Source organism: Arthrobacter sp. Y3221157 (genome assembly GCF_059089865.1).
Map to the genome: position 1 here is coordinate 1 of NZ_JBNHFD010000030.1, position 24,998 is coordinate 24,998.

16 protein-coding genes and 2 tRNA genes are annotated in these 24,998 nt (G+C 65.3%); 8 read left to right on the forward strand and 10 right to left on the reverse strand.

Features of this window, described 5'->3' with window-relative positions; all coding sequences use genetic code 11:
• Positions 1–242 precede the first annotated feature (242 nt).
• From AC5RTT_RS10005 to ilvD, 9 genes are all read right to left on the reverse strand, one after another.
• Positions 243–1,136 (reverse strand): hypothetical protein, encoded by an 894-nt coding sequence (locus AC5RTT_RS10005; RefSeq protein ID WP_494145062.1) that lies wholly within the window; start codon positions 1,134–1,136, stop codon positions 243–245.
• 257 nt (positions 1,137–1,393) lie between these two features.
• Positions 1,394–2,953: a methionine--tRNA ligase gene (metG, locus tag AC5RTT_RS10010; RefSeq protein WP_494050706.1), complete on the reverse strand. Its 1,560-nt coding sequence runs from the start codon at positions 2,951–2,953 to the stop codon at positions 1,394–1,396.
• Positions 2,954–2,987: 34 nt separating this feature from the next.
• Positions 2,988–3,743: an ABC transporter ATP-binding protein gene (locus tag AC5RTT_RS10015; protein WP_494008583.1), complete on the reverse strand. Its 756-nt coding sequence runs from the start codon at positions 3,741–3,743 to the stop codon at positions 2,988–2,990.
• Positions 3,740–6,535 carry an ABC transporter permease gene (locus tag AC5RTT_RS10020; RefSeq protein ID WP_494145063.1) on the reverse strand — a complete coding sequence of 932 codons (2,796 nt, stop codon included), beginning with the start codon at positions 6,533–6,535 and terminating at the stop codon, positions 3,740–3,742. The genes AC5RTT_RS10015 and AC5RTT_RS10020 overlap by 4 nt, the downstream gene beginning before the upstream one ends.
• A gap of 217 nt (positions 6,536–6,752) precedes the next feature.
• Positions 6,753–8,342 (reverse strand): phosphoglycerate dehydrogenase, encoded by a 1,590-nt coding sequence (gene serA, locus AC5RTT_RS10025; protein ID WP_494145064.1) that lies wholly within the window; start codon positions 8,340–8,342, stop codon positions 6,753–6,755.
• A 128-nt stretch (positions 8,343–8,470) separates the two neighbouring features.
• Entirely contained in the window at positions 8,471–9,496 is a 1,026-nt protein-coding gene (gene ilvC, locus AC5RTT_RS10030) for a ketol-acid reductoisomerase (protein ID WP_494050709.1), read from the reverse strand.
• Between the two features lie 80 nt (positions 9,497–9,576).
• The gene (ilvN, locus tag AC5RTT_RS10035) at positions 9,577–10,089 is read right to left on the reverse strand and encodes an acetolactate synthase small subunit (RefSeq protein ID WP_494008587.1); all 513 of its coding nucleotides are present in this window, start codon (positions 10,087–10,089) and stop codon (positions 9,577–9,579) included.
• A 2-nt stretch (positions 10,090–10,091) separates the two neighbouring features.
• Positions 10,092–11,999, reverse strand: coding sequence for an acetolactate synthase large subunit (locus AC5RTT_RS10040; protein WP_494145065.1), 1,908 nt, complete (start codon positions 11,997–11,999; stop codon positions 10,092–10,094).
• Positions 12,000–12,373: 374 nt separating this feature from the next.
• Positions 12,374–14,092: a dihydroxy-acid dehydratase gene (gene ilvD / locus AC5RTT_RS10045; RefSeq protein ID WP_494145066.1), complete on the reverse strand. Its 1,719-nt coding sequence runs from the start codon at positions 14,090–14,092 to the stop codon at positions 12,374–12,376.
• 261 nt (positions 14,093–14,353) lie between these two features.
• Between ilvD and AC5RTT_RS10050 the strand changes: the two genes are divergently transcribed.
• Together AC5RTT_RS10050 and AC5RTT_RS10055 are read left to right on the forward strand one after the other, a co-directional pair.
• Positions 14,354–15,442, forward strand: a complete 1,089-nt coding sequence (locus AC5RTT_RS10050) for a sunset domain-containing protein (RefSeq protein ID WP_494145067.1) — start codon at positions 14,354–14,356, stop codon at positions 15,440–15,442.
• Between the two features lie 259 nt (positions 15,443–15,701).
• Positions 15,702–15,777 (forward strand) — tRNA-Lys (locus AC5RTT_RS10055).
• Between the two features lie 193 nt (positions 15,778–15,970).
• On the opposite strand, the gene AC5RTT_RS10060 is transcribed toward AC5RTT_RS10055, so the two are convergent.
• Entirely contained in the window at positions 15,971–16,426 is a 456-nt protein-coding gene (locus AC5RTT_RS10060; RefSeq protein ID WP_494008985.1) for a MarR family winged helix-turn-helix transcriptional regulator, read from the reverse strand.
• Positions 16,427–16,522: 96 nt separating this feature from the next.
• On the opposite strand from AC5RTT_RS10060, the gene bcp reads away from it, so the two are divergent.
• The 6 genes from bcp (at position 16,523) to AC5RTT_RS10090 (ending at position 24,899) form a co-directional block, all read left to right on the forward strand.
• The gene (gene bcp / locus AC5RTT_RS10065; RefSeq protein WP_494145068.1) at positions 16,523–16,996 is read left to right on the forward strand and encodes a thioredoxin-dependent thiol peroxidase; all 474 of its coding nucleotides are present in this window, start codon (positions 16,523–16,525) and stop codon (positions 16,994–16,996) included.
• A gap of 122 nt (positions 16,997–17,118) precedes the next feature.
• A tRNA-Leu gene (locus AC5RTT_RS10070) sits at positions 17,119–17,200 on the forward strand.
• A gap of 275 nt (positions 17,201–17,475) precedes the next feature.
• Positions 17,476–18,156, forward strand: a complete 681-nt coding sequence (locus tag AC5RTT_RS10075) for a fasciclin domain-containing protein (RefSeq protein ID WP_494145069.1) — start codon at positions 17,476–17,478, stop codon at positions 18,154–18,156.
• A 190-nt stretch (positions 18,157–18,346) separates the two neighbouring features.
• Positions 18,347–20,017, forward strand: a complete 1,671-nt coding sequence (locus AC5RTT_RS10080) for an ABC transporter substrate-binding protein (protein ID WP_494145070.1) — start codon at positions 18,347–18,349, stop codon at positions 20,015–20,017.
• 79 nt (positions 20,018–20,096) lie between these two features.
• Positions 20,097–21,599, forward strand: a complete 1,503-nt coding sequence (locus AC5RTT_RS10085; protein ID WP_494008594.1) for a malate:quinone oxidoreductase — start codon at positions 20,097–20,099, stop codon at positions 21,597–21,599.
• A gap of 69 nt (positions 21,600–21,668) precedes the next feature.
• The gene (locus tag AC5RTT_RS10090; RefSeq protein ID WP_494145071.1) at positions 21,669–24,899 is read left to right on the forward strand and encodes an efflux RND transporter permease subunit; all 3,231 of its coding nucleotides are present in this window, start codon (positions 21,669–21,671) and stop codon (positions 24,897–24,899) included.
• Positions 24,900–24,998: the final 99 nt, after the last annotated feature.

Below are 24,998 nucleotides of genomic sequence, written 5' to 3' on the forward strand. Positions count from 1 at the left end.
AGCGGTGAAGTCCGGCTGGGGCATAACTGTCTCCTGGCTGGTTGCCTATGGGCGGGTCCGTCCCTAGTCTTGCAAAGCCCCGCTGCCCGTCCGGCCGGTTGCGGTCGGTGGTGCTGTCCGTTCCCGGTGCCGTTGAGGAGGGTTTGTTCATGTGGTTCCCCGGGCGGAGGGCGCCGTGCCGGGATCCGGCACGGCGCCCCGCGCTTGTTCAGCCGGTTGCCGCTAAAGCGGCAACCGGGGACCTACTGGAGATGCTTGCCCTGGGGTCGCCCTCCTGCCAGGGACTTCCGGGCTGCGATGGCAGTGCCGGCGAGCAGCAGTGCTGCAACACCGCCGAGCCACGGGGCGATGCCGGGCTCCTGGTTCCCACCCACGGCGGTCTGTACGTTGAAGCCCTGGTTCTTCGGGGTCACTGCGCCTGCTCCACCTGGAACAGCACGGGTAGGCTTGGGACCGGGCACAACGGCGCCCGCGGGCGGGGCCGGAGGCACCACCACGGCCGGGGGTACAACAGCCGGCGGCACGACGGCTGGGGGCTGGACCGGCGGCACTGCAGGCGGCACCGCAGGCGGCACCTTCACCGGGACACAGTTGTTGTTGAAGATTGCCTGACCCTCGGCGGTCCAGTTCTGGCCTGCCGGCATCACCGTTCCGCTGTTAGGCGGAATGATGTCCTCAGCGTGCTGGTGGTGTGAACCGGCATGGCCGCTCAGTCCCTCCAGTGCGATGGTGATGACCACGTAAGGATTGGATTCCGATCCAGTCGCATGGCAGATGGTGATCTTCTTGTCGTGGTCACCCTGCGGATGGCTGGGTTTCGGCGTGGGCGTTACCGCCCCTCCCGGCTTGGCACAACCGGCGTTCCACCAGTCCACCATGTGCAGGTTTTGGCCACCGGGGAGGACCTTCCCGTTGTTGGCGGGAATAATGTCCTCGTCATGCTGGTGGCCCACGTGGCCGTTCAGCCCGTTGAGGTCGATGGTGATTGGCACGTACGGGTTCGTTTCCGAGCCTGTGGCGTGGCAAATGGTTATTTTTTCGTTGTCACCCGATGCTTCGCCCGTGGCGTTCGCCGTGGCTGTGGCCCCGAAGAGTGCGAGGCTTGTGACCCCCAGCGCGGCTAGGATCCGTTTCATTTCCGTCTCCGTCCTTCGTCTGCTTCAAACTGACGAACCTGCAGGAAAACGGCGCCCCGGGTGACGACACAAAAAAGGCAAACAGACGGCATCGAGGCGACGGTTCTCCCAGATGCGAATCATCAGTTTGCTAACAGCAAAAGGCTATGTTCAGTACCCCCGGCGAATCTCCAGTAGCCGGTACTCATATATAAATGGGCCACTACTTGCTTGGTGGCGGGCTGCCCCGGACCGGCCAGGCCGGCCCGGGGCAGCTGTCAGGCCCCGGCAGGTTCCTCGTATTTCGGAAATACCGGGGACGGTGCCGGGAGGGCAGTCCCGGCGGCGATCGGAGTGGCGATGGCGGAGAACTGCCGGGCTTCGCCGTCAGGCTGGCCCAGGCTTTCCAGCAGCTTCCCCGTGGCGGCGGGCATCACCGGCTGGGCCAGGACGGCCACGATCCGGAGCACCTCGAGGGTCACATAGAGCACGGTGTTCATGCGTTCGACGTCGGTCTTCCGCAGGACCCACGGCGCCTGGTCGGCGAAGTACGCGTTGGTGTCACCCAGGACTGCCCAGATCGCTTCGAGGGCCCGGCTGAATTCCTGCTTTTCAAAGGCGGACCGGGCAGTCTCCAGAAGCCCCCCGGCCTGCTCGAGGATGGCGGTGTCTGCCGCAGTGAACTCCCCGGGCACGGGAACGGCGCCGCCACAGTTCTTGGCCACCATGGACAGCGACCGCTGGGCCAGGTTGCCGAAGTTGTTGGCGAGGTCCGAGTTCATTCTGCCCACGATGGCTTCGTGGTTGTAGCTTCCGTCCGCGCCGAACGGGACTTCGCGGAGGAAGAAGAACCGCACCTGGTCCAGGCCGTACTGTGCCACGAAGTCGGCCGGGGCCACTACGTTGCCCAGGGATTTGGACATCTTCACGCCGTTGTTGTGCAGGAAGCCGTGGATCATCACCCGCTTGGGCAACTCCAGGCCGGCGCTCATCAGGAACGCAGGCCAGTAGATGGCGTGGAAACGGGAGATGTCCTTGCCGATGATATGGACGTCCGCAGGCCAGAACTTGCGGAACTTCTCCGACTCGACGTCGGGATAGCCCACGCCCGTCAGGTAGTTCGTCAGCGCATCCACCCAGACGTACATGACGTGCTTGTCGTTGCCGGGGACCGGTACGCCCCAGTCGAAGGTGGTGCGGCTGATCGACAGGTCCTCCAGCCCGCGCCTGACGAAGCTGATGACCTCGTTGAACCGGTACTGCGGCGCACCGAACTCCGGGTGGGACTCGTAAAGTGCCAGCAATTTGTCCTGGTAGGCGGACAGCCGGAAGAAGTAGCTCTCCTCCGCCGTCCAGGTCACCTCGGTGTCCGTTTCCTTCGAGTAGCGCACGCCGTCGTCCTTGACCACGGTGTCGTCTTCGCCGTAGAAGGCCTCGTCCCGCACCGAGTACCAGCCCTCGTACTTGGACAGGTAGATGTCGCCCTTGGCTTCCATCTTTTTCCAGATGGCCTGCGAGGCCGCGTAGTGGTCGGCATCCGTAGTCCGGATGAAGCGGTCGTAGGTGATGCCGAGGGCGGCGTGTGCCGCCTTGTACACCTCGGCGTTCCGGTCCACCAGTTCCTTGGGCGTGATGCCTTCCTTTTCGGCGGTCTGGGCGATCTTCATGCCGTGTTCGTCCGTACCGGTCAGGAACATCACGTCATAGCCGTCCAGCCGCTTGAACCGGGCCATGGCGTCCGTGGCGATGTACTCGTAGGCATGGCCGATGTGCGGCACGCCGTTGGGGTAGGTGATGGCCGTGGTGATGTAGAACGGCGTCTTCTCTGAAGCAGTCACGTGCGGACGGTTACCTTCGGTGCGGAGGGACAGGCTAGATCAGTTCAGTCAGGGTATCGCTGAGCCGGACCAGTTCGTGGTCGTGTGACGCAACCAGCACGGCAATGCCGTCGTTAGTGGTGTCCTTCAGGATGCTGATGATGCGGTTGGCCGAGGCGCGGTCCAGGCTGGCAGTGGGCTCGTCCACCACCAGGACCCGGGTACCCAGGATCAGTGCACGGGCGATCGCGACGCGCTGGCGCTCACCGCCGGACAGCTGCGCCGGACGGTGGCGCATGCGCCGGCCAAGGCCCACCAGGTCCAGGAGGTCCTTGGCCATGTCCCGCCGCTGGTCCACTTCCCCGTCGGGAACGGCGGGCAGGAGGACGTTCTCCAGGGCGCTCATGCCATCGATCAGGGCACCGCCCTGGTCGACGTAGCCGATGAGGGCACGACGGCGGTCGGCGATTTCGTCGTCGCCCATGCTCTCCAGGGAATCGCCTTCCCAAAAGACGCGGCCCGACGTCGGCAGCGTGAGTCCCGCTCCGACGGTCAGGATGCTGGTCTTGCCGGAGCCGCTTCGGCCGGCGACGCAGTGCATCTCACCGGCGTGCAGCGTCAGGTCGAAGCCCTCCACCACGCTGACGGGCTCGGCACCGCCCTTGCCGCCGCCGTAGCGGATGGTGATGTCGCTCAGTTCCAGCGGGGTGGCGTGGTCCGGCGCCTTGACGATGGTGTTGGCGCGGGTCTGCAGGGGAACCTCGCCGGAGCCGCTCCTGCGGCTCCGCTGGACATTGGTCGGGTTTGTCATTGGACCACTTTCGTTGCAATCGGTATCCAGCAAAGTACAGCCACGAGGCCGGCGACGCCCGCCCACAGTGCGGCATAGGGTGCCAGCAGGAGGCCGATGCCCAGGGCGCCCAGCACGCCCAGGGGCAGGGCCACGGTTCCCACCAGCGCGTTTTCGAACAGGCGGACCTGGCGGAGCATGTCCGGGTTCCAGCCCATGGCCTCAAGGATCCCCAGGTACTGCCTCTTGGCGTTCAGCTCGAACCTTCCGGTCACCAGGGTCAGCACCAGGCCGACCACCACGCCGGCCAGCGCCAGGAGGATGCTTGGCAGGGCCACGCTGGCGGCAGCCAACCCGCTCAGGGCGCTCGCTCCGGCCGCCCGGGGGATGTCGATCAGCAGGGCGATCAGGCCGCCCACGGCAGCACCGAAAACACCGACGGCCACGGCCAGGGCCAGTGTGTTGAACTTGTTGGTGCCCAGTTGGCGGTTGGCGAACGTCAGCGGCGAATCCACCGGAATAAGCCGCTCGTCGTGCTGCGGCTCCTGGTCGATGACGTCGCGGTGGCGCAGCTGCTGTGCGGCAAAGAACGCGGCGCCGATGTACAGCAACAGGACGGCAACGCACACCAGGGCAGTGGCAAGGCTCCAGCTGGCCAGGCTCAGGACAAGGCCTGCCACGGCCAGCAGCACTGCACCCACGCCGAACTCTTCCAGCACCCAGCTGCGGATCCGCCGCTGGGTCCAGCCCATGGCCCGGAGGGTTCCGGCTTCGCTGCGCCGCTTGCGGATATAGCTGACGGTTGACGCCCCGGTCAGCAGGGCAGCACCGCACAAGGTCAGGAAGAGCAGGGTCACGTTGGTTCCGGAGAGCGATCCCGTCACGGCTTCCGCCGCGTTCTGTCGCACCCACGACTGCTGGACTGTGCCCAGCGCTGACTCCTTGCCGGCGTCGTCCTTGGAATAGCCGGGCACGAAGATGCTGGCGTCCTCGCGGGCGGAGCCGGCCACGATGGTGGCTTCCAGGCCCATGTCCCGGATTTCGGCGGCGAGCTTCTCCACCTCCGGCTGAGCTTCCTTCCAGCTCCCCGGTGCCTTCGCCCGGACGCGGACAGCGTCAATCACGTCGGCGTTGTCCGTGTAGCCGCGGGCAGCGGCGAGCCCGTAGTAGTCGGTGATCGCGCCTGCGGACTGGCTGGCGAGTCCGGTGGCGCTCAGCGAGGGCCCAAGCTCCGTGGCAGGAACTTCCTTGCCCTCGGCATCCTTGACCAGGGTGAAGGGGGTGGGGTCGTAGCCGCCCAGGGGAAGCTTGTTGACGTCGCCGGCGGCCTCGGACACGGCGGCGGGGTCGAAGGTGCCGTAGACCATGGCCAGCGGGGCTGCCGTCTTCTCACCCGTTGCCAGGTTCTCGCGGTAGGACCGCTCGTCAACCGGTTCGCGCTGGGTCTGGTCCACTGGCGTGCCGTTGGCGCTCTTTTCCGGCAGGCGGTTGATGGTCACCCATTCGCCGGGGACGGCGGTCTTGTCCACCGCGCCGTTGGCGGCCTCTTCGCCGTCGGTGTACTTCGGCGCGGCGGCAAAGTCCGTGCTCCAGGTGGCTGGTGTGTAGAGGCCCTGGTTGAAGTTGCCGGTAGCCCCCAGCAGGGACGAGTGGTCGGTGGAGCCCGGCCAGGACAGGACGAACGGGTCCTTGGAGACGAACGGCAGGTAGTCCTTGTCCAGCGACCGGGAGACGGTTCCGACGTCCTTTACCACCTTGCCGGCGTCGTCGATCTCTTCGATCTTGACGTTGTACTTAAGGTCCAGCGAAGTGCCCGAGCGCACGATCAGCGGGATCGCCTGGGAGTCGGCAGTGAGCTGGCCGTTGCGCTTTGCCTGCTGGTACTGGGTCATCAGCGGCGCCCAGTACTTGAGCTTGACGCCCAGGAAGTCGGGGCCTTCTTCCAGCTGGTCCAGGCCGATTCCCGTGGTGAACAGGCCTTCGAAATAGCGGCCGATGGCTCCGGCGTTGCGGGCGTCGGCGGGCGGGGCTTTTTCGAGCGGGGCCAGGAAGTCACCGGCCGGACCCAGCAGGGCGCGCTCGGCCGCGGGGTCGACTGCCACCACGGATTCCGTGACTTCGGGAGCCAGGGGCAGGGACACGGACAGGTTGAACAGGTTGTGCTCGGATCCGCCGGCGGGGGCGGGGAACTTGATGCCGGTTTCGCCCTCCGGGGCCGCGATCCGGATGCTGCTGCCGCCGGCGGCCTTTTCCTCGACGAGTTTTGCCTTGCCCAGGGTGCCCTCGGCCGTGGACTTGAAAAGGGTCTGCTCGGAGACGCCGTCGGAACTTACCGCGCTGGCGGTGAGGCGGTACTTTTTGGTCTCGTCACTCAGGACGGACTCTGCGGCGGGCCACTTGTCCGGTGCAGTGGCACCGGCGGCCTGGTCCGCCGTCGCAGTTCCGGCGAGCCCGGCGTTGTAGCCGAGGTAGTCCATGGCATCCAGGCGCGGCGCTTCGAGGTTCTGGGTCACGCGGGAGACCAGGCTGATGGGTGCGGCCACGGACGTGCCGGACAGCTTCTTGATGGACTCCAGCTGCTCGAAGCTGATGCCGCCGGTACCGTTGGCGATTTCCGGCTGCAGCAGGGCACCGGCGGGCGCTTTGGCGTGGACGAGGACGTCGTAGAGGCCGCGGGAATTTTCATCCACGGTCCGGTTGAGTGCGGCCTGGGACTGGCTTTGGACGAGGACCGACAAGCACATGGCTGCGATCAAGATGGCAGCGGTCAACAGCAGCACTTTGCTTCTGATGAACCTCTGGACGGCGTTCATGGAACTCCCTGAAACCTGGATTGCGTGCGCACACCGTGCCCCCCGGCGGACATGGACGACTACGGACGGATGTGCAAAAGGTGATGGCCGGCCTGCCGGCTTGGTCCTGAACCAGGACCAAGCCATTGTAAGCAGACCGGCCAATCATATGTGGCCCCGCCGGGACACGCCCGGCGGCGGCCGTTGGTACGGCGTTTCCCGGTCACTCCCGGGGTATTTAGTCTTCCAGGTCCACTTCCCGGACCATGTCCGCGCCGATGCCGGCCTTGATGGCGTCCAGCACCTGCTGCGGCACGGAGCTGTCCACCGTGAGCAGTGCAAGGACCTGCCCGCCCTGGTCGTGGCGGGCCACCTGCATGCCGGCAATATTGATGTTGTTCATGCCCAGGATGTGGCCGATGGTGCCGATGACGCCGGGGCGGTCGGTGTAGCCCACCACCACCACGTGCTCGCTGATGGGGATTTCCACTTCGAAGCCGTTGATGCCCACGAGCTTCTGGATCTGCTTGGGTCCGGTCAGGGTTCCGGCCACGGAGATCTGGCTGCCGTCGCTCAGCGCGCCGCGCAGGGTCAGGACGTTGCGGTAGGACTCCGTTTCCGGAGTGGTGATCAGGCGGACGTTGATGCCGCGCTGTTCCGCGATGACCGGGGCGTTGACGTAGGAGACCTGCTCGGTCACGACGTCCGCGAAGATGCCCTTGAGGGCCGCCAGTTCCAGGACCTTGACGTCGAGCGAGGAGATTTCGCCGGCAACCTCGACGTCGAACTGGGTCAGGGAATCGTGGGTCAGGGCGGTGAAGATCCGGCCGAGCTTTTCGATCAGCGGGATGCCGGGGCGGACATCGGGGGCGATGACGCCGCCAGCGACGTTGACGGCATCCGGGACCAGCTCACCGGCGAGGGCGAGGCGGACGGACTTTGCCACGGAGACGCCGGCTTTTTCCTGGGCTTCGTCGGTGGACGCGCCCAGGTGCGGCGTGACCACCACGTTGTCCAGCTTGAAGAACGGCAGGTCCGTGCTGGGCTCCTTGGCGAACACGTCGACGCCGGCGCCGGCGATTTCGCCGTCCTGCAGTGCGGTGAAGAGTGCTTCCTCGTCCACCAGGCCGCCGCGGGCCACGTTGACCACGTAGGCCGTGTTCTTCATCTTCTTGAAGGCGTCGGCGCCGAGCATGCCCACGGTTTCGGGGGTCTTGGGCATGTGGATGGTGATGAAGTCGGACTTGGCCAGGAGCTCGTCAAGGGTGACCAGCTGGACGCCGAGCTGCGCTGCACGGGCGGAAGTGATGTAGGGGTCGTACGCAAGGATCTTGGTATCGAAGCCTTTGAGCCGGGCGGCCACGAGCGCGCCGATCCGGCCCAGGCCGATGATGCCGATCTTCTTCTCGAACAGTTCGATGCCCGTGTACTTGGAACGCTTCCACTCGCCGTCCTTGAGGGCTGCGCTGGCCTGCGGGATGTGCCGGGCCAGGCTGAGGATGTGGCCCACAGTGAGTTCCGCCGCGGAGACGATGTTGGACGTGGGGGCGTTGACCACCATGACGCCCGCCTGGGTGGCGGCCTTGATGTCAACGTTGTCCAGTCCCACGCCGGCGCGGGCAATGACCTTCAGGTTCTTTGCCGCGGCAATGGCTTCCGCATCCACCTGGGTCGCGGAGCGGACCAGGATGGCGTCAACGTCGCTGATGGCCGAGAGCAGCTGGGAACGGTCGGCGCCGTCGGTCTGGCGGATTTCGAAGTCCGGGCCGAGGGCCTCGACGGTGGCGGGGGAAAGTTCTTCGGCGAGCAGTACTACGGGTTTTGACACGGCTGATCCTCTGCGTTGCAGTCCTGGGGATGGAACAAGTCTAGGCCGACGGAAAGGCCGGGCTCACATTGTTAAGTGTGAACCCGGCCTCACCGTGGCCCCTGGTGAAGGGTAAGTTTCCGTCAGCCTTAGCGGGCGGCGGAGCCTTCCACGTAGTCCACGTCCTGCTGCTGCCAGGAGAACAGGGAGCGCAGCTCGCGGCCAACGGCCTCGATGGGGTGCTGCTCTGCCTTGGCGCGCAGCTCCTTGAACTCGATGCCGCCGTTGTCCTGGTCCTCGATGAAGCGCTTGGCGAAGGCACCGGACTGGATGTCGGCCAGGACGGCCTTCATGTTTTCCTTCACCTCGGGGGTGATGACGCGCGGGCCGGAGACGTAGTCGCCGTACTCGGCGGTGTCGGAGACGCTCCAGCGCTGCTTGGCGATGCCGCCTTCCCACATGAGGTCAACGATGAGCTTGAGCTCGTGGAGCACCTCGAAGTAGGCGATCTGCGGCTGGTAGCCGGCTTCGGTCAGGGTCTCGAAGCCGTACTGGATCAGCTGGGAGACGCCGCCGCACAGGACGGCCTGCTCGCCGAAGAGGTCCGTTTCGGTCTCTTCGGTGAAGGTGGTCTTGATGACGCCGGCGCGGGTGCCGCCGATCGCCTTGGCGTAGGACTTGGCCAGGTCCCAGGCGGAACCGGAGGCGTCCTGCTCGACGGCGATGATGTCCGGGATGCCGCGGCCGGCTTCGAATTCGCGGCGCACGGTGTGGCCGGGTGCCTTCGGGGCGACCAGGATGACGTCAACGCCTTCCGGAGCCTGGATGTAGCCGAAGCGGATGTTGAAGCCGTGGGCGAAGGCCAGGGCCTTGCCGGGGGCCAGCTTGTCCTTGATGGACTCGTTGTAGATCGAGCGCTGGTGCTGGTCCGGCGCCAGGATCATGATGACGTCGGCCCATTCGGCGGCGTCGGCGACGTTCTTGACCGTGAAGCCTGCGTCCTCGGCCTTGGCCTTGGACCTGGAGCCTTCCTGAAGGGCGATGGCGACGTCGACGCCGGAATCGCGCAGGTTGAGCGCATGGGCGTGGCCCTGTGAGCCGTAGCCAACGATGGCAACCTTGCGGCCCTGGATGATCGACAGGTCGGCGTCGTCGTCGTAGAACATTTCAGTCACTTGCGTAACTCCTCTTGAGTGTTTTGGTAGATAGGTGGTGTGGTGCTTGCGGTTCCGGGCGGAGTTCCGCCTGGGCAGGCCTAGGCGGAACGCAGCGCCCGGTCACTCATGGAGCGGGATCCCCGTCCAACGGCCAGGGTGCCGGACTGCACGATTTCGCGGATGCCGAAGGGCTCCAGCACTGAAAGCAGCGCTGCAAGCTTCTCCGGGGTACCGGTTGCCTCGATCACCAACGAGTCTGTGGACACGTCGACGACGGAGGCACGGAACAGGTCTGCAGCCTGGGTTACCTGCAGGCGTGTTGCGGCATCCGCACGTACCTTGACCAGGATGTGGTCGCGCTGTACGGAAGATTCGGAGGTCAGCTCAACGATCTTGATGACGTTGATCAGCTTGTTGAGCTGCTTGGTGACCTGTTCGATCAGGTCGCCGTCGGCGTCGACAACTACCGTCATCCGGGAGATGCCCGGTACTTCGGTGGGGCCGACGGCCAGGGAGTTGATGTTGAAGGCGCGGCGGGCGAAGAGGCTCGCGACGCGGGTCAGGACGCCCGGCTTGTCTTCGACAAGGACGGACAGGGTGTGGCGGCTCATGCTCAGTCCTCTTCTTCCCATTCCGGGGTCATGTTGCGGGCAACCTGGATCTGGTCGTTACTCACGCCGGCGGGCACCATCGGCCACACCATCGAGTTGGGGCTGACCACGAAGTCGATGACCACTGGCCGGTCATTGATCTCGAGGGCCTTCTGGATGGTGGCGTCGATGTCCTCGTCGCGTTCGCAGCGGAAGGACGCGCAGCCGTAGGCCTCGCCCAGCTTGACGAAGTCCGGGATGCGGACGGTGTCGTGGCCGGTATTGAGGTCGGTGTTGGAGTAGCGGCCTTCGTAGAAGAGGGTCTGCCACTGGCGCACCATGCCCAGCGAAGAGTTGTTGATGACGGCAACCTTGATGGGAATGTTGTTGATGGCGCAGGTGGCCAATTCCTGGTTGGTCATCTGGAAGCAACCGTCGCCGTCGATGGCCCAGACCACCCGGTCCGGCTCCCCCACCTTGGCGCCCATGGCAGCCGGTACGGCGTAGCCCATGGTTCCGGCACCACCCGAGTTCAGCCAGGCGTGCGGGCGCTCGTACTTAATGAACTGCGCCGCCCACATCTGGTGCTGGCCCACGCCTGCCACGTACACGCCCTCGGGGCCGGTGAGGGCGCCGATGCGTTCGATGACCTTCTGCGGAGCGGTGAGGCCGTCTTCCGGTTCGGTCCAGCCCAGCGGGTAGGTTTCCTTGAGGTTGTTCAGGAAGGCCCACCAGGTGGTGAGGTCCGGAGTTCCGGTGGTGCCGAACTGCGCACGCACGGCCTCGGTCAGTTCAGGAATGATTTCCTTGACCGAACCAACGATGGGGACATCGGCGGTGCGGTTCTTGGAGATTTCCGCGGGGTCGATGTCGGCGTGGATGACCTTGGCCATCGGCGCGAACGTCTTGAGGACGCCGGTGACGCGGTCGTCGAAGCGTGCGCCCAAAGTGATCAGGAGGTCGGCCTGCTGCAACGCCGTGACCGCGGAAACACTGCCGTGCATGCCGGGCATGCCCACGTGCTGGGGGTGTGAGTCGGGGAACACGCCCTTGGCCATCAGCGTAGTAACCACCGGGGCGCCCGTGGCCTCGGCGAGGGCCAGCAGTTCGGCGCTGGCGTGTGCCTTGACCACACCGCCGCCCACGTACAGGACGGGTTTGGTGGAAGCAGCGATGAGTTTTGCGGCTTCGCGCACCTGCTTGTTGTGGCCCCGGGTGACGGGGCGGTACCCGGGGAGGTCGATCTTGGGCGGCCAGGAGAAGGTCATCTGGCCCACCTGGGCGTCCTTGGCAACGTCCACCAGCACCGGACCGGGACGGCCGGTGGAGGCGAGGTGGAACGCCTCCGCCATGACGTGCGGGATGTCATTGGGGTCGGTGACCAGGAAGGAGTGCTTGGTGATGGGCATGGTGATGCCCACGATGTCCGCTTCCTGGAAAGCATCGGTGCCGATCACACCACTGGACACCTGGCCGGTGATAGCCACCAGCGGCACGGAGTCCATGTGGGCATCCATGATGGCGGTAACGAGGTTGGTGGCACCCGGGCCGGAGGTGGCGATGCATACGCCAACCCGCCCGGTGACCATGGCGTAGCCTTGCGCGGCGTGGCCGGCTCCCTGTTCGTGACGGACCAGCACGTGATTCATGGTGGAGGCCATCAAGGGGTCGTAGGTGGGCAGGATCGCGCCACCAGGCAAACCGAAAATATCGTCGACGCCGAGTTCTTCGAGCGAGCGGACAATAGCTTGCGAGCCGGTCATCACCGTTGGGGGTACAACGTTGTTCGGCCCAAGGACAGGAGAGGCGGCAGCAAGGTCGGCGACGACGGCGGCATTGTCAGCCGTCCGGTCGGCGCGTTCCGGAGCCTTAGTGGCTCCAGTGGACTTGGTAGCCAACAGCGAGGGGCTGATCGGCGATCCTTTGCTCATCGGACTCTTCCTTGTGGATCATCTGTGGTTCATGGAAACTGCGGGAAATAAAAAAACCCCTCAGCCTGGCGGCTCTTCGAGGGGTTTGCGCGTGACGGTTCGTTACCAGAGGAGGCTATAGTGCCACGCGCTTGGTAAGGACGACGACGGTGCCGGCGGTAACGAAAGTCATGCGTTCAGTTTTCCCTCTGGTGGGATGGGTGTCAACGAGGCACCACCCTATCTCACCATGTGGACATCATTGTCCACCAAACGAGCAACGGACCCTAGAGCACCTTGCCAAGCCCGCCCACAAGAGGCGGCAGGGCTTAATAAGGGTAGCGCCGAGGGCCCCGGTCCGTTTGGCGCTCAGCGCCAAAGGGACCGGGTAGGCGCTACCCGCAATATGCACCCGTTGATGCGCTGTGCACCAGCTTGGCGTACTTGGCCAACACACCCTTGGTGTAACGGGCCGGCAGCGGCTCCCAGCCCACCTTGCGGGCTTCGAGTTCCGCTTCGTCAACCAGCAGGTCGAAGCTGCGGGCGGCAATATCGACGCGGATCCGGTCACCGTCCTTGACGAAGGCGATGGGGCCGCCGTCGACCGCTTCGGGCGCAACGTGGCCGATGCACAGGCCGGTGGTGCCGCCGGAGAACCGGCCGTCGGTCAAGAGCAGGACGTCCTTGCCCAGGCCCGCACCCTTGATGGCACCGGTGATGGCGAGCATCTCGCGCATTCCCGGGCCGCCTTTGGGGCCTTCGTAGCGGATGACCACCACGTCGCCCTTCTGGATCTGGCCGTTGTCCAGCGCATCCAGGGCGCCCTGCTCGCGCTCGAACACGCGGGCGGTGCCTTCGAAGACGTCGGCGTCGAAGCCGGCGCTCTTGACGACGGCGCCTTCCGGGGCCAGCGAGCCGTGCAGGATGGTGATGCCGCCGGTCTTGTGGATGGGGTTGTCCAGCGCGCGCAGGATCTTGCCGTCGACATCCGGCGGGTTGATGGCTTCGAGGTTCTCCGCGACGGTCTTACCGGTCACGGTGAGGCAGTCCCCGTGCAGCAGGCCGGCGTCGAGCAGCGCCTTCATGATGACCGGCACGCCGCCGATCTTGTCGACGTCCGTCATCACGTAGCGGCCGAAGGGCTTCAGGTCGCCAAGGTGCGGGATCTTGTCGCCGATGCGGTTGAAGTCGTCCAGGGTCAGCTCGACCTCCGCCTCGCGGGCGATGGCCAGCAGGTGCAGGACGGCGTTGGTGGAACCACCGAACGCCATGGTCACGGCGATGGCGTTCTCGAACGCCTTCTTGGTCATGATGTCGCGGGCGGTGATGCCCTGGCGCAGCAGGTTTACCACGGCTTCGCCGGACTTGCGGGCGAATTCGTCGCGACGGCGGTCTGCCGAGGGCGGGGCGGCGGAGCCGGGCAGGGACATACCCAGGGCTTCGCCGATGCAGGCCATGGTGTTGGCGGTGTACATGCCGCCGCAGGCACCTTCGCCCGGGCAGATGGCCTTTTCGATCCGGGTCAGGTCCTCCATGCTCATCTTGCCGGCGGCGCAGGCGCCAACAGCCTCGAAGGCATCGATGAGGGTGACTTCCTTTTCGGAGCCATCCTCAAGCTTGACCCAGCCGGGCATGATGGAGCCGGCGTAAAGAAACACGCTGGACAGGTCCAGGCGGGCAGCTGCCATGAGCATGCCGGGAAGCGATTTGTCGCAGCCTGCGAGCAGCACGGATCCGTCGATGCGCTCGGCCTGCATGACGGTTTCCACGGAATCTGCGATGACTTCGCGGGACACCAAGGAAAAGTGCATGCCCTCATGGCCCATCGAAATGCCGTCCGAGACGGAGATGGTGCCGAACTGCATGGGGAAGCCGCCGCCGGCGTGAACGCCTTCCTTGGCGCCCTGGGCAAGGCGGTTAAGGGAGAGGTTGCAGGGAGTGATTTCGTTCCACGAGCTCGCGACACCAACCTGGGGCTTCGCGAAGTCGTCGTCGCCCATGCCGACCGCCCGGAACATGCCACGTGCCGGCGCAGCGTGGATTCCGTCGGTTACGACCCGGCTCCGGGGTTTGATGTCAGGCTTGTTGTCGGATGCGATGGTGGTGTCACTCATAGGGGAAAGTCTATGGCTCTGATGGAGGCCAAAAGGACCCTACGGGGCGTTCAAAGCCCAAAATAGCGATAATTTCTGCCAGATACTGGACTGGGATCTCGCATTTTGAGACGGGGAGTCCAGCCCGGGCTCCGGCGGTGTGGTCCGCCTCACGCCGCCTGTTCCTCGCCCCGCTTCCCACCTGCGAAAACCTAGACAGCGTTAGGCGCCCGACGTAGCGTCGGGGGCAGGACACCTTGCCTCCTGACTGAAGGGTTAGCCATGGATACATTTTTCTGGGTCATTCTGATCGTGGTGGCCGTCGGCGTTGTGTGGTGGTTGCTGAACCGCAGCAACACGACGAAGTCGCGGCAGGAGCCGACAGTGACGAATGCTCCGCGCAGCGACGGCGCACTGTCCTCAGGCGGGGCCGCTCCTTCCGCGGAGGCGGCAGGCACCACGGGGATCGCCACGGCCGCCGGGTTCGGCCGTCCTGCCGAGCCCGCAGCACCCACCACCGCCGATGAACCGGCTGCGGAACCGGTTGGGGAAGCGCCGCGGCAGGAACGGTCAGCAGCAGGCTCCAGCGCGGCAACGCCGGCCACCACAGCGGATGCAGCCCATGACACCGCCAGTAAGACGTCCGGCGATGAGCGGCGGCACCAGGACCAGGCCGAATGGGAAACCCAGTGGTCTGAAGCGGGCGGGTCCTCCTCCGCCACTGCCGGCTCCGCTCGGGCATCGCACGCCTCTCCCGGAACAGCAACCCCGCCAGTGCCTGAAGGCGCGGCGGAACAGCCCGCCACGGATGCAGCCCGGCCCGTCCACCACCCCGAGTACACGGAACCGCATGCGCCCACCCTCCCGGGCGCCGAAACCGCCGCGGTGGAAGAAGCGGACGACGCCGGCACGCCGGCAACGGCCCGGACAGGCGCCACCGGAACCACCTCCCCTGCCACCCAGGGGATGGCGGCGGGGCCAGGTGGAACAGCCAAGGCCACCGCCCCGGCCGTTCCGCCTGGTGCCGCCGAAGCCGAGACGCTGGACCGGGCACAGCCCTCGGCCCTGGTTGAAACCGGGGCGGACCACGACGTGCAGGACCGGCGTCCCGGGGAAGAAGCCGGGACCGGATACCAGCCGGAAGCCGCAGGGCACCTCGCCGCAGCCGAACCCTATGGTGCCGGCTCGGCTGCAGCGGGCCCGGACGGCAGCGGACCTGCCGGGTTCGAGGTCAAGGGCGACGCCGGTGCGATGGTCTACTACGAGGAAGGGCACCCGGACTTCGGGGAAACCAAGGCTGACGTCTGGTTCGAGTCGGCGGCACATGCGGAGGCTGCGGGCTTCCGGGCACCCCGGCGGAAGCGCCTTTAGCAGCCGCCCATGCAGCCTGTGCTCCAACTCACAGCAGCGCGCCAGCCGGGCAAGGCGGTTCAGGACGTCTTTGCGGGCAGGCATTGGCGCAGGAAACCCCCGGAAAACCTTGATTTTCCGGGGGTTTTCCTTCCCCACGTGTGACCCACCCCTCGAAGCGGGACCCGATTTCACATGCACCAAAAGTTCGTGTAGAGTTTCATGTCGTTGCGGAGGTCAACGGGAAAGAAAAAGCCCGGATGACTGAAACAAACAAGATGCACCTCTAGCTCAATTGGCAGAGCAATTGACTCTTAATCAATGGGTTCCGGGTTCAAGTCCCGGGGGGTGCACCACTGGGAAAACAGCCTCTGGCTTGCGGAAACGCGGGCCGGGGGCTGTTTTGTTTTTCCGTCACGATGCGCAGTACCAACGCCGTATCCATCGTCACCAGAACGGTCGACGCCAACAAAAAAAGCGTGGCTGCAGTTTCATAGTGAAACTGCAGTCACGCCCCGCTTGTCCGGAACAGACGGCGGCAGGACCTGCCTAGGGTGAATTCTCCACAAGCGCCGCGGCGTTGCTGGGCACTGTGCCGAACTGGCTGGCGAGTTCCCGGACCACGGCCTTGAGCTCCTGCCGGAGTACTTCAGGGTCGATCGACGCCGAGGCAAGGACGGAACGCTCCATCTCGACGGCGGCCGCAACCGCCTCCTTGCCCCGTTCGGTGAGCGACACCACGTGGCTCCTGCGGTCCGACGTGCTGCGCACCCGTATGATGTGCCCGTGCGACTCAAGCCGGCTGAGGGTTTTGCCCATGGTCTGTGCCTGAACACGCACAAATTGGGCAAGCTGGGCCTGGGTCATGGGTCCCTGGGCAGCCAGAACCTCAATGGCTATGACTCCGGCGTGGGTGAGACCGATGGCACCAAGTTTTTCGTTCCATGAGTGTTCTACGAGGCGCGCAGCAGTGGACAAGAGGCGTCCCGTGGGCCAGTGCTCCATATCAGGCATAGCAGCAAGTATAGCCAAGTGCCGATTAGCACCGGCCCCTCCCCCTTACTAGGCTGTTGTGTCCCGCCTGCAACTAGGAGAAAAACAATGGCTGACAGACTCGTGACTGGTGACAAAGCCCCCGCATTTACATTGAAAGACTCGGCCGGCAAGGACGTCAGCCTGTCCCCGGGCAGCGGCCGGCACACCATCGTCTACTTTTACCCGGCCGCGTCCACCCCGGGCTGCACCAAGGAGGCCTGCGACTTCCGGGAAAGCCTGTCGTCCCTGCAAGCCGCCGGGTACGACGTACTGGGGATCTCGCCGGACCCAGTGGAAAAGCTGGCCAAGTTCGCCGCCAAGGAGGAACTGACTTTTCCCCTGCTCGCTGATGAGGACCATGCGGTGGCAGAGGCCTACGGTGCCTGGGGTGAAAAGAAGAACTACGGAAAGACCTACGAGGGCCTGATCCGGTCCACCATCGTGGTGGACCCCGACGGCAGGGTTCTGCTGGCCCAGTACAACGTCCGCGCAACCGGCCACGTGGCCAAGCTGCGCCGCGACCTGAAGCTGGACGCCTGACCGCTCCGCTGCGTGGCCCGGCCACGGCGCGGGCGACGCTACAATAAATACTGGCATCCGCCGTCGTACACGGTTTCCGTACTGTTGAGGTACTGGTTTTCCGTCCTTCGGCATGAGGCCGCGCGCGAGTGGTGAAATTGGCAGACACGCAGGATTTAGGTTCCTGTGCCTTCGGGCGTGGGGGTTCAAGTCCCCCCTTGCGCACATCACATCAGAAGATCCCCCGGTCCGTGAGCCATCCGGCACCGGGGGATTTTTCTGCGTTAACCCGCCGATCTGCTCCTTCACCTGCTCTTGTCGCTGCCGCCGGATTTCGTCCCCAGCCGAAAAACTTCCTGGATCCACCCATCCGGTCCTGCCCTCCGGCCGAATAGCCAATGAGACACCAGCCCGGGCAGGTGCTTACAAAGCCAGAACTGATAGACGCCGCGGACACCCCGTTTGTGGCGGGCAGAAGCCATGATCCAAGGAGAACTGAAATGCAGACAATCACGCGCACAACCTTCAGCGTCGCAGGCGTTGCAGCTGCAGCATTGCTGGGCCTGACGGCCTGTGGCGGCACCGGCAGCGCCTCGGGGTCCTCCGCCGCGGCTGAGAGCCCGTCCGCGGCCCCCTCCAGCATGGCCGCCTCCCCCTCGGCGAGCCCGTCCGCCGCTGCCATGGATCCTGCAGCAAACCTGGTGGGCCCGGGTTGCGCTGCCTACGCGGAGCAGGTACCCACCGGCGCCGGCTCGGTTGAGGGCATGGCCCTTGATCCCGTTGCCGTTGCCGCCTCGAACAACCCCATCCTGACCACCCTGACCTCTGCCGTTTCCGGAAAGCTGAACCCCAAGGTTGATCTGGTGGACACGCTCAACGGTGGCGAATTCACGGTCTTCGCTCCGGTGGATAAGGCCTTTGCCAAGATCGACCCGGCCACCATCGAAACCCTGAAGACCGACGACGCACTCCTGAGCAAGATCCTCACCTACCACGTTGTCCCCGGGCAGATCAGTCCCGACATGATTGCCGGCACCCACGCAACTGTCCAGGGCGGCTCGGTCACCGTGAGCGGCAGCGGTGACGCGCTCAAGGTTGACGACGCCAGCGTGATCTGCGGCGGAGTCCAGACCAAGAACGCCACCGTCTACCTGATCGACTCGGTGCTGATGCCCAAGTAGGCACCAAGCACAACCGCACTGCGTGCCATCCGGACGCCGGGCCCCGCCACCCGCGGAGCCCGGCGCCGGTGCTTAAGCGGCAGCGGCATCACAGGAGCAACAGCCGTACCGGGACCGGCAGAACCGTCAATTAGACTGGGCTTTCCGGCCCGCAGGTAGCGGACCGGCGATATCCAGAGGTGATCCACGAGTGCCCAGCAGTCCATCGCGGCGGACGGTCCTGACGGCCGGCGCCGCCCTCCTGGCACTGGGCGCGGCCTCGTGCACGGCCGCTCCGGCCCCCTCGCCGTCGTCCGGCTCACCCAGCGCAACCACCCCGGCCGAACCCACTGCCACCTTCAACTTCGGCACCGCAGCCCAGCCCCTGGGACTGGACCCGGCACTGTCCAGCGACGTCGAGTCGCAGCGGATCACCCGGCAGATCCTCGAGGGCCTGGTGGGCGTGGACCAGACCACGGGCAAGCCCACACCCTTGCTGGCCACGGAATGGAGCGAGTCCAGCCAAGGCCGCTCCTACACGTTCACGCTGCGCAAGGGAGTGGTCTTCCATGACGGCACACCCTTTAATGCGGAAGCCGTCTGCATCAACTTCAACCGATGGTTCGCCTTCTCCCCGGACCTCCGCCGGCAGGCCCCGGGCAGCTCGTTCAAAGGGGTCTTCAAGGCGCATTCGGACGAGCCCGACCTATCAATTTTCAAGAGCTGCACCGCCTTGTCCGAGCACACGGTGCGCATTGACCTCACCCAGCGGTTCACGGCCTTTCTCCAGGCACTGACCCTCCCCGCGTTTGCCATCGCATCGCCTGCTGCCCTCGCCGCCGGCAGGGCAGACGTCCTGGACCAGGACCGCGGCGGTCCACCGCTGTCCGCGTTCGCCACCAATCCCGTGGGCACAGGCCCCTTCAGGTTCGCCGCCTGGGAAGCACAAAGCGTCACCCTGGTCACCAACAAGGCCTACTGGGGCGAGAGGGGCCAGATTGCCACCATCAATTTCCTGGCCTACAACCATCCGCAGCTCCGGCTCCAGGCCCTGCTTGACGGCAAGATCGACGGCTACGATGCCGTGACCGTCGGCAATTTCGACCAACTCGTCAAGCGTGGAAAGCAGATCGTCCAGCGGGACCCGTTCTCGGTGATGTATGTGGGCATCAACCAGGAGGTTCCGGTCCTGCAGAGCCTGTTGGTCCGCCAGGCCATCGAGATGGCCATCGACAAGGAAACCCTGATCCGGAAGTTCTTCATCGACAACACCGCAAGGGCAACACAGTTTGTCCCGCCGAAAATCAGCGGCTTCAACAACAATGCCCCGGAACTGGGCCACGACCTTGCAAAAGCCAAGGAGTACCTCAAGGAAGCCGGCTACGCGGGCGAGGAACTGAAGTTCTACTACCCGCTGAACGTGACACGGCCGTACCTGCCCACGCCCGAAAAAGTGTATGCAGAGCTCAGCCGGCAGCTGACCGCGGCGGGCTTCAACATCCGCCCCGTCCCGGTGGAATGGTCCGAGGGCTACCTCCAGAAGGTCCAGTCCCCCGGCGACCACGCCCTCCACCTCCTCGGCTGGAACGGCTCCTATTCCGATGCCGACAACTTCGTAGGTCCCTTGTTCGGGGAAAAGAACGGTGAGTTCGGTTACCAGGATCCCCAGGTCTTTTCCAAGATCAACCGCGCCCGGGGCCTGCCGGAAGGCCAGGAGCGGGATGAGCAATATCACACCATCAACGCCCAGATTGCTGCCACCGTACCGGCAGTTCCAATTGCCTTCCCGATCTCGGCACTTGCCCTCTCCGACCGGGTGGTGGGCTACCCGGCGTCGCCGGTCTTAAATGAAGTTTTCACGAAGGTGCAATTAAAGCCTTGACGGGCGCATCCAATTTCAGTATGTCGGCTGCCCGGGGATATTCTGTGACAGCCAGAGCCGCTGCAATCGGAGACTGATCGTGACCTTCATTTCCAAGACCCCGCATGCCGACGTCGTCCTGATTGGCGGCGGCATCATGAGCGCCACGCTGGGGGCATTTCTCAAGCAGCTGGAGCCGAACTGGACCATCTCCCTGTTCGAGCGGCTGGACCAGCCCGGGCTGGAAAGCTCAGGCCCGTGGAACAACGCAGGTACCGGCCATGCCGCCCTCTGCGAGCTCAACTACTCCCCTGCGGCCAAAGACGGCTCAGTAAACCCCGCCAAGGCACTGCTCATCAACGAACAGTTCCAGCTCTCCCGGCAGTTCTGGTCCCACCTGGTGGATAGGAACCTCATCGGTTCGCCCAAGGGCTTCATCAACACCGTCCCGCACATGAGCTTCGTGATCGGCGAGGACCACACCCGCTTCCTGAAGACCCGGTATGAGGCATTGAAGCCGCACGCCCTGTTCCGGAGCATGGAGTACTCGGAGGACCAGGCCCAGATCGCCAAGTGGGCTCCGCTGATCGTCAAGGGACGCGACCCGAAGCAGCGCGTTGCCGCCACGCGTGCCGCCGAAGGTACCGACGTGGACTTCGGCGCACTGACCCGGGAACTGACCACGTACCTGGGGAACAACGGCGTCGAAATCAACTACGGCCATGACGTCACGGGCATTTCCCGCGCGTCCGGCGGCGGCTGGGACCTCTCGCTGAAGTACCCGAAGTCCGGAGAGCACGGCAAGATCCATGCCAAGTTCGTCTTTGTCGGCGCCGGCGGCGGCGCCCTCCACCTGCTCCAGGCTTCCGGCATCCCGGAGAGCAAGGGCTACGGCGGCTTCCCCGTGTCCGGCCAGTTCTTCCGCTGCACGGACGAGACCATCGCGGCCCAGCACAGCGCCAAGGTGTACGGCCAGGCGTCCGTGGGTGCCCCGCCCATGTCCGTCCCGCACCTGGACACCCGGTACGTGGACGGCAAGCGTTCACTGCTGTTCGGCCCCTACGCCGGATTCTCCACCAACTTCCTCAAGAACGGCTCCTACCTGGACCTGCCGCTGTCCATCCGCCCGTCCAACATCATTCCCATGCTTGCCGTGGCCAAGGACAACATGGACCTCACCGCCTACCTGATCAAGGAAGTGGCCAAGCGGCACGGGGACAAGGTCGAGGCGCTGCGCGAGTACTACCCCGAGGCCAAGGATGGCGACTGGGAACTGATCACGGCCGGCCAGCGTGTACAAATCATCAAGAAAGACCCGAACAAGGGCGGTGTCCTGCAATTCGGCACTGAAGTGATCGCCGGCCGTGACGGCTCCATCGGCGCGCTCCTGGGCGCGTCCCCCGGAGCTTCGACCGCTGTTCCCATCATGATCGAGCTGCTGCAGAAGACGTTCCCGAAGAACTTCAAGGGCTGGCAGTCGAAGCTCAAGGACATGATGCCCGGCTACGGGGTGAAGCTGGATGAGAATCCGGACCTCGCCGTGGAGCTGGAGCAGGCGACCGCCAAGTCACTGCAGCTGGAGAGCGTTACCGCCGGCCGCTGACCCGGCTTCGGCCACCGGCCGGCACCAGCGGGGACGTCCCAGTTCCCCTACCCTCCAGGAGTTCATGCGATGTTCCGTCTGGCCCACCTCTCCCTGGCGAACCGGGCGCTGATCGCACTGATCACCGTCTTCGCGTCCGTCTTCGGCGTGATCACCCTGGCGTCCCTGAAGCAGGAGCTCATTCCTTCCATTGAGTTCCCGCAGATCACGGTACTCACGGCCATGCCCGGAGCCTCTCCGGAGGTTGTGGACAAACAGGTGAGCGGGCCGCTGGAGACGGCGCTCAACGGGGTGGAGGGGCTGGAGTCCACGTCCTCCACATCCCGGAATGGGGTTTCGCAGATCACCCTGCTTTTCACCTATGGCTCCAACCTGGACCGCGCCCGCGCCCAGATCGACCGCGCAATCTCCAACGCCAAGAGGACGCTGCCGGAGGATGTCCAGCCGCAGGCCATCGCCGGCAGCATCAGCGACTTCCCCATCGTTTTCCTGGCCGTATCCTCGGACAAACCGCTCAGCGAGCTCAACGCCGACCTTCAGCGGCTGAGCGTGCCGAGGCTGCAGAAGATCGACGGCGTCCGGGGAGCCGACGTCACGGGCGGCGCCACCCAACACATCGAGATCCTTCCGCGCCCCGAGGCCATGGCCGCCGCGGGGGCCAGCATCACCTCCATCAGGGACGCGCTGGCAAACAATGGCGCACTGGTGCCGGCCGGAACCCTGGAGGAACAGGGCAAGACGCTGTCGCTGCAGATCGGCAGCCCCGTGGACTCGCTCGATGCCATCAAGGCCCTGCCGCTTTCCGGGGCCAGGAACTCCGCAACCGTTGGCAGCGTGGCAGATGTGTCGCTGCAGGACGACGAACGCACGTCCATCACCCGTACCAACGGGGAGGAAACCCTTGCGGTGTCCGTCACCAAGAAGCCCGAGGGTGACACCGTGGCCATCTCCGACGCGGTGCGGGACATGCTGGGCGACCTGGAGACCGAGCTGGGATCAGGCGCGAAGTTCACGCCGGTCTTCGACCAGGCACCCTTCATCGAAAAGTCCATCAAGGACCTGACCACCGAAGGCCTGCTGGGACTGGGCTTCGCCGTGGCCATCATCCTGGTCTTCCTGATGTCCGCCCGTTCCACCCTGGTGACCGCGGTTTCCATCCCCCTGTCCCTGCTGATCACCTTTATCGGGCTTTCCGCCACCAAATACTCGCTGAACATCCTGACACTCGGCGCGCTGACCATCGCCATCGGCCGGGTGGTGGACGACTCGATCGTTGTCATCGAAAACATCAAGCGGCACCTCACCTACGGGGAGGAGAAGGTCACCGCCATCCTCACCGCCATCCGGGAGGTTGCCGGCGCCATCACCGCCTCCACCCTGACCACGGTGGCCGTGTTCCTCCCCATTGCCTTCGTGGGCGAACTGGCCGGCGAGCTGTTCCGGCCCTTCGCCCTGACTGTCACCATGGCACTGCTGGCCTCCCTGCTGGTCTCACTGACCATCGTTCCGGTCCTGGCCTACTGGTTCCTCCGGAACAAGGGCGCAGCGCCCGGCCTGCAGGCCGATTCTGGCGCGGCCCGTGCATTCGCCGCCGAGGCGCGGGCGAAGGCACAGGAAGCCGAGCAGCGCAGCCGGCTGCAGCGGGGCTACCTGCCCATCCTCACCTCCACCCAGAAGCACCCCGTCATCACCCTGGTGGCCGCGGCACTGGTACTGGGCGCAACCGCTGCCATGGCTCCCCTGCTGGCCACCAACCTCCTCGGCAACTCCGGCCAGAACAGCATGACCGTGCGCCAGGTGCTCCCAGCCGGAACCAGCCTGGCGGACACCAGTGCGGCGGCCGTCCGGCTGGAGGCGGTACTGCGCGGCATCGACGGCATCAAAGACGTCCAGGTGACGTCCGGCAACGCGCAGGCCGGGTTCGCCGCCCTGGTCTCCACCGGCTCCTCGAATTCGACATTCACTGTGGTCACCGATGAAAAGGCGGACCAGGTGGAGCTGCAGGACACTGTGCGCTCCGAACTGGCCAAGGTGCCGGATTCGGGCAAGGTATCCGTGGGGACGCAGCAGGGCGGCTTCGGCACGTCCTCCACGGTGGACATCACCCTCAAGGCAGCCAGCACGGCCGACCTGCAGGAAGCCAGCGACACGATGGTTGCGGCCATGGCCGGTGTCCCGGGCAGCAGCGAGGTGGAAACCAACCTGGCAGCCACCCAGCCCGTGGTGCAGGTGAAGGTGGACAGGGCCAGGGCGGTGGCAGCGGGCCTCAACGAAGAACAGGTTGCCGGGGTCCTTGCGTCCACTATCAGCCCCATCCCGGCAGGCGAAGTCCGGATCGAGACCGACGACTTCCCCGTGCAGATCGGCAAGGGAACCCGGTTCACCAGCATCGACGCCGTCCGGAACATCCCGCTGCCCGCAGCCGCCGGCCCGGTGACCCTGGGCAGCATCGCGTCAGTGGAACAGGTGGACGTTCCGGTCTCCATCACGGCCAGCAACGGGCAGCGGACCGCACGGGTGTCCGTCACGCCGTCGGGCTCCAATCTTGGCGCGGTCAGCGCCGAAGTCCAGAAGCGCCTGGCCGATGTGCAGCTCCCGCCCGGGGTGACCGCCGAAATCGGCGGCGCAACCACGCAGCAGGCGGAATCGTTCCGGCAGCTCGGCCTGGCCCTGCTGGCGGCCATCGCCATCGTGTACGTGATCATGGTGGCCACCTTCAAGTCCCTGGTCCAGCCGCTGATCCTGCTGGTCTCCGTGCCGTTCGCGGCCACCGGGGCCGTGGCCCTGCTGCTGGTTACAGGCGTCCCGCTTGGCCTGCCGTCCCTGATTGGCATGCTCATGCTGGTGGGCATTGTGGTCACCAACGCCATCGTGCTGATCGACCTCATCAACCAGTACCGGCAGCCGCGTGACGGACGGCCGGGGATGAACGTTGCGGACGCCATCACGCACGGTGCCCGCCAGCGGCTTCGGCCCATCCTCATGACGGCGCTGGCAACGGTCTTCGCCCTCACCCCCATGGCGATGGGCCTGACGGGCGGCGGGGGCTTCATTTCGCAGCCGCTGGCCGTGGTGGTGATCGGCGGACTTGTCTCGTCCACTGCCCTGACGCTCGTCCTGGTCCCGGTGCTGTACCGGCTGGTGGAGGGCCGGCGCGAGAAGAAGGCGCTGCTCCGCGAGCTCCAGGAGCGCCCCGAGTTTGCCCAGGCGGCCGACGTGGATGATGAATTCGACGACTGGACCACGGGAATGGTGCCGAAGGTCAGCGGCCGCCGTGCCGCCCAGGGAAGCCCGGAGTAGAACAGGGAATATTCGCCGCCCGGCGGCGTTGTATCCGGCGATAGATGCAAATGCATCTAAATTGGTTTACACTTGAACCAAGCTCGCAACTCAGGAAAG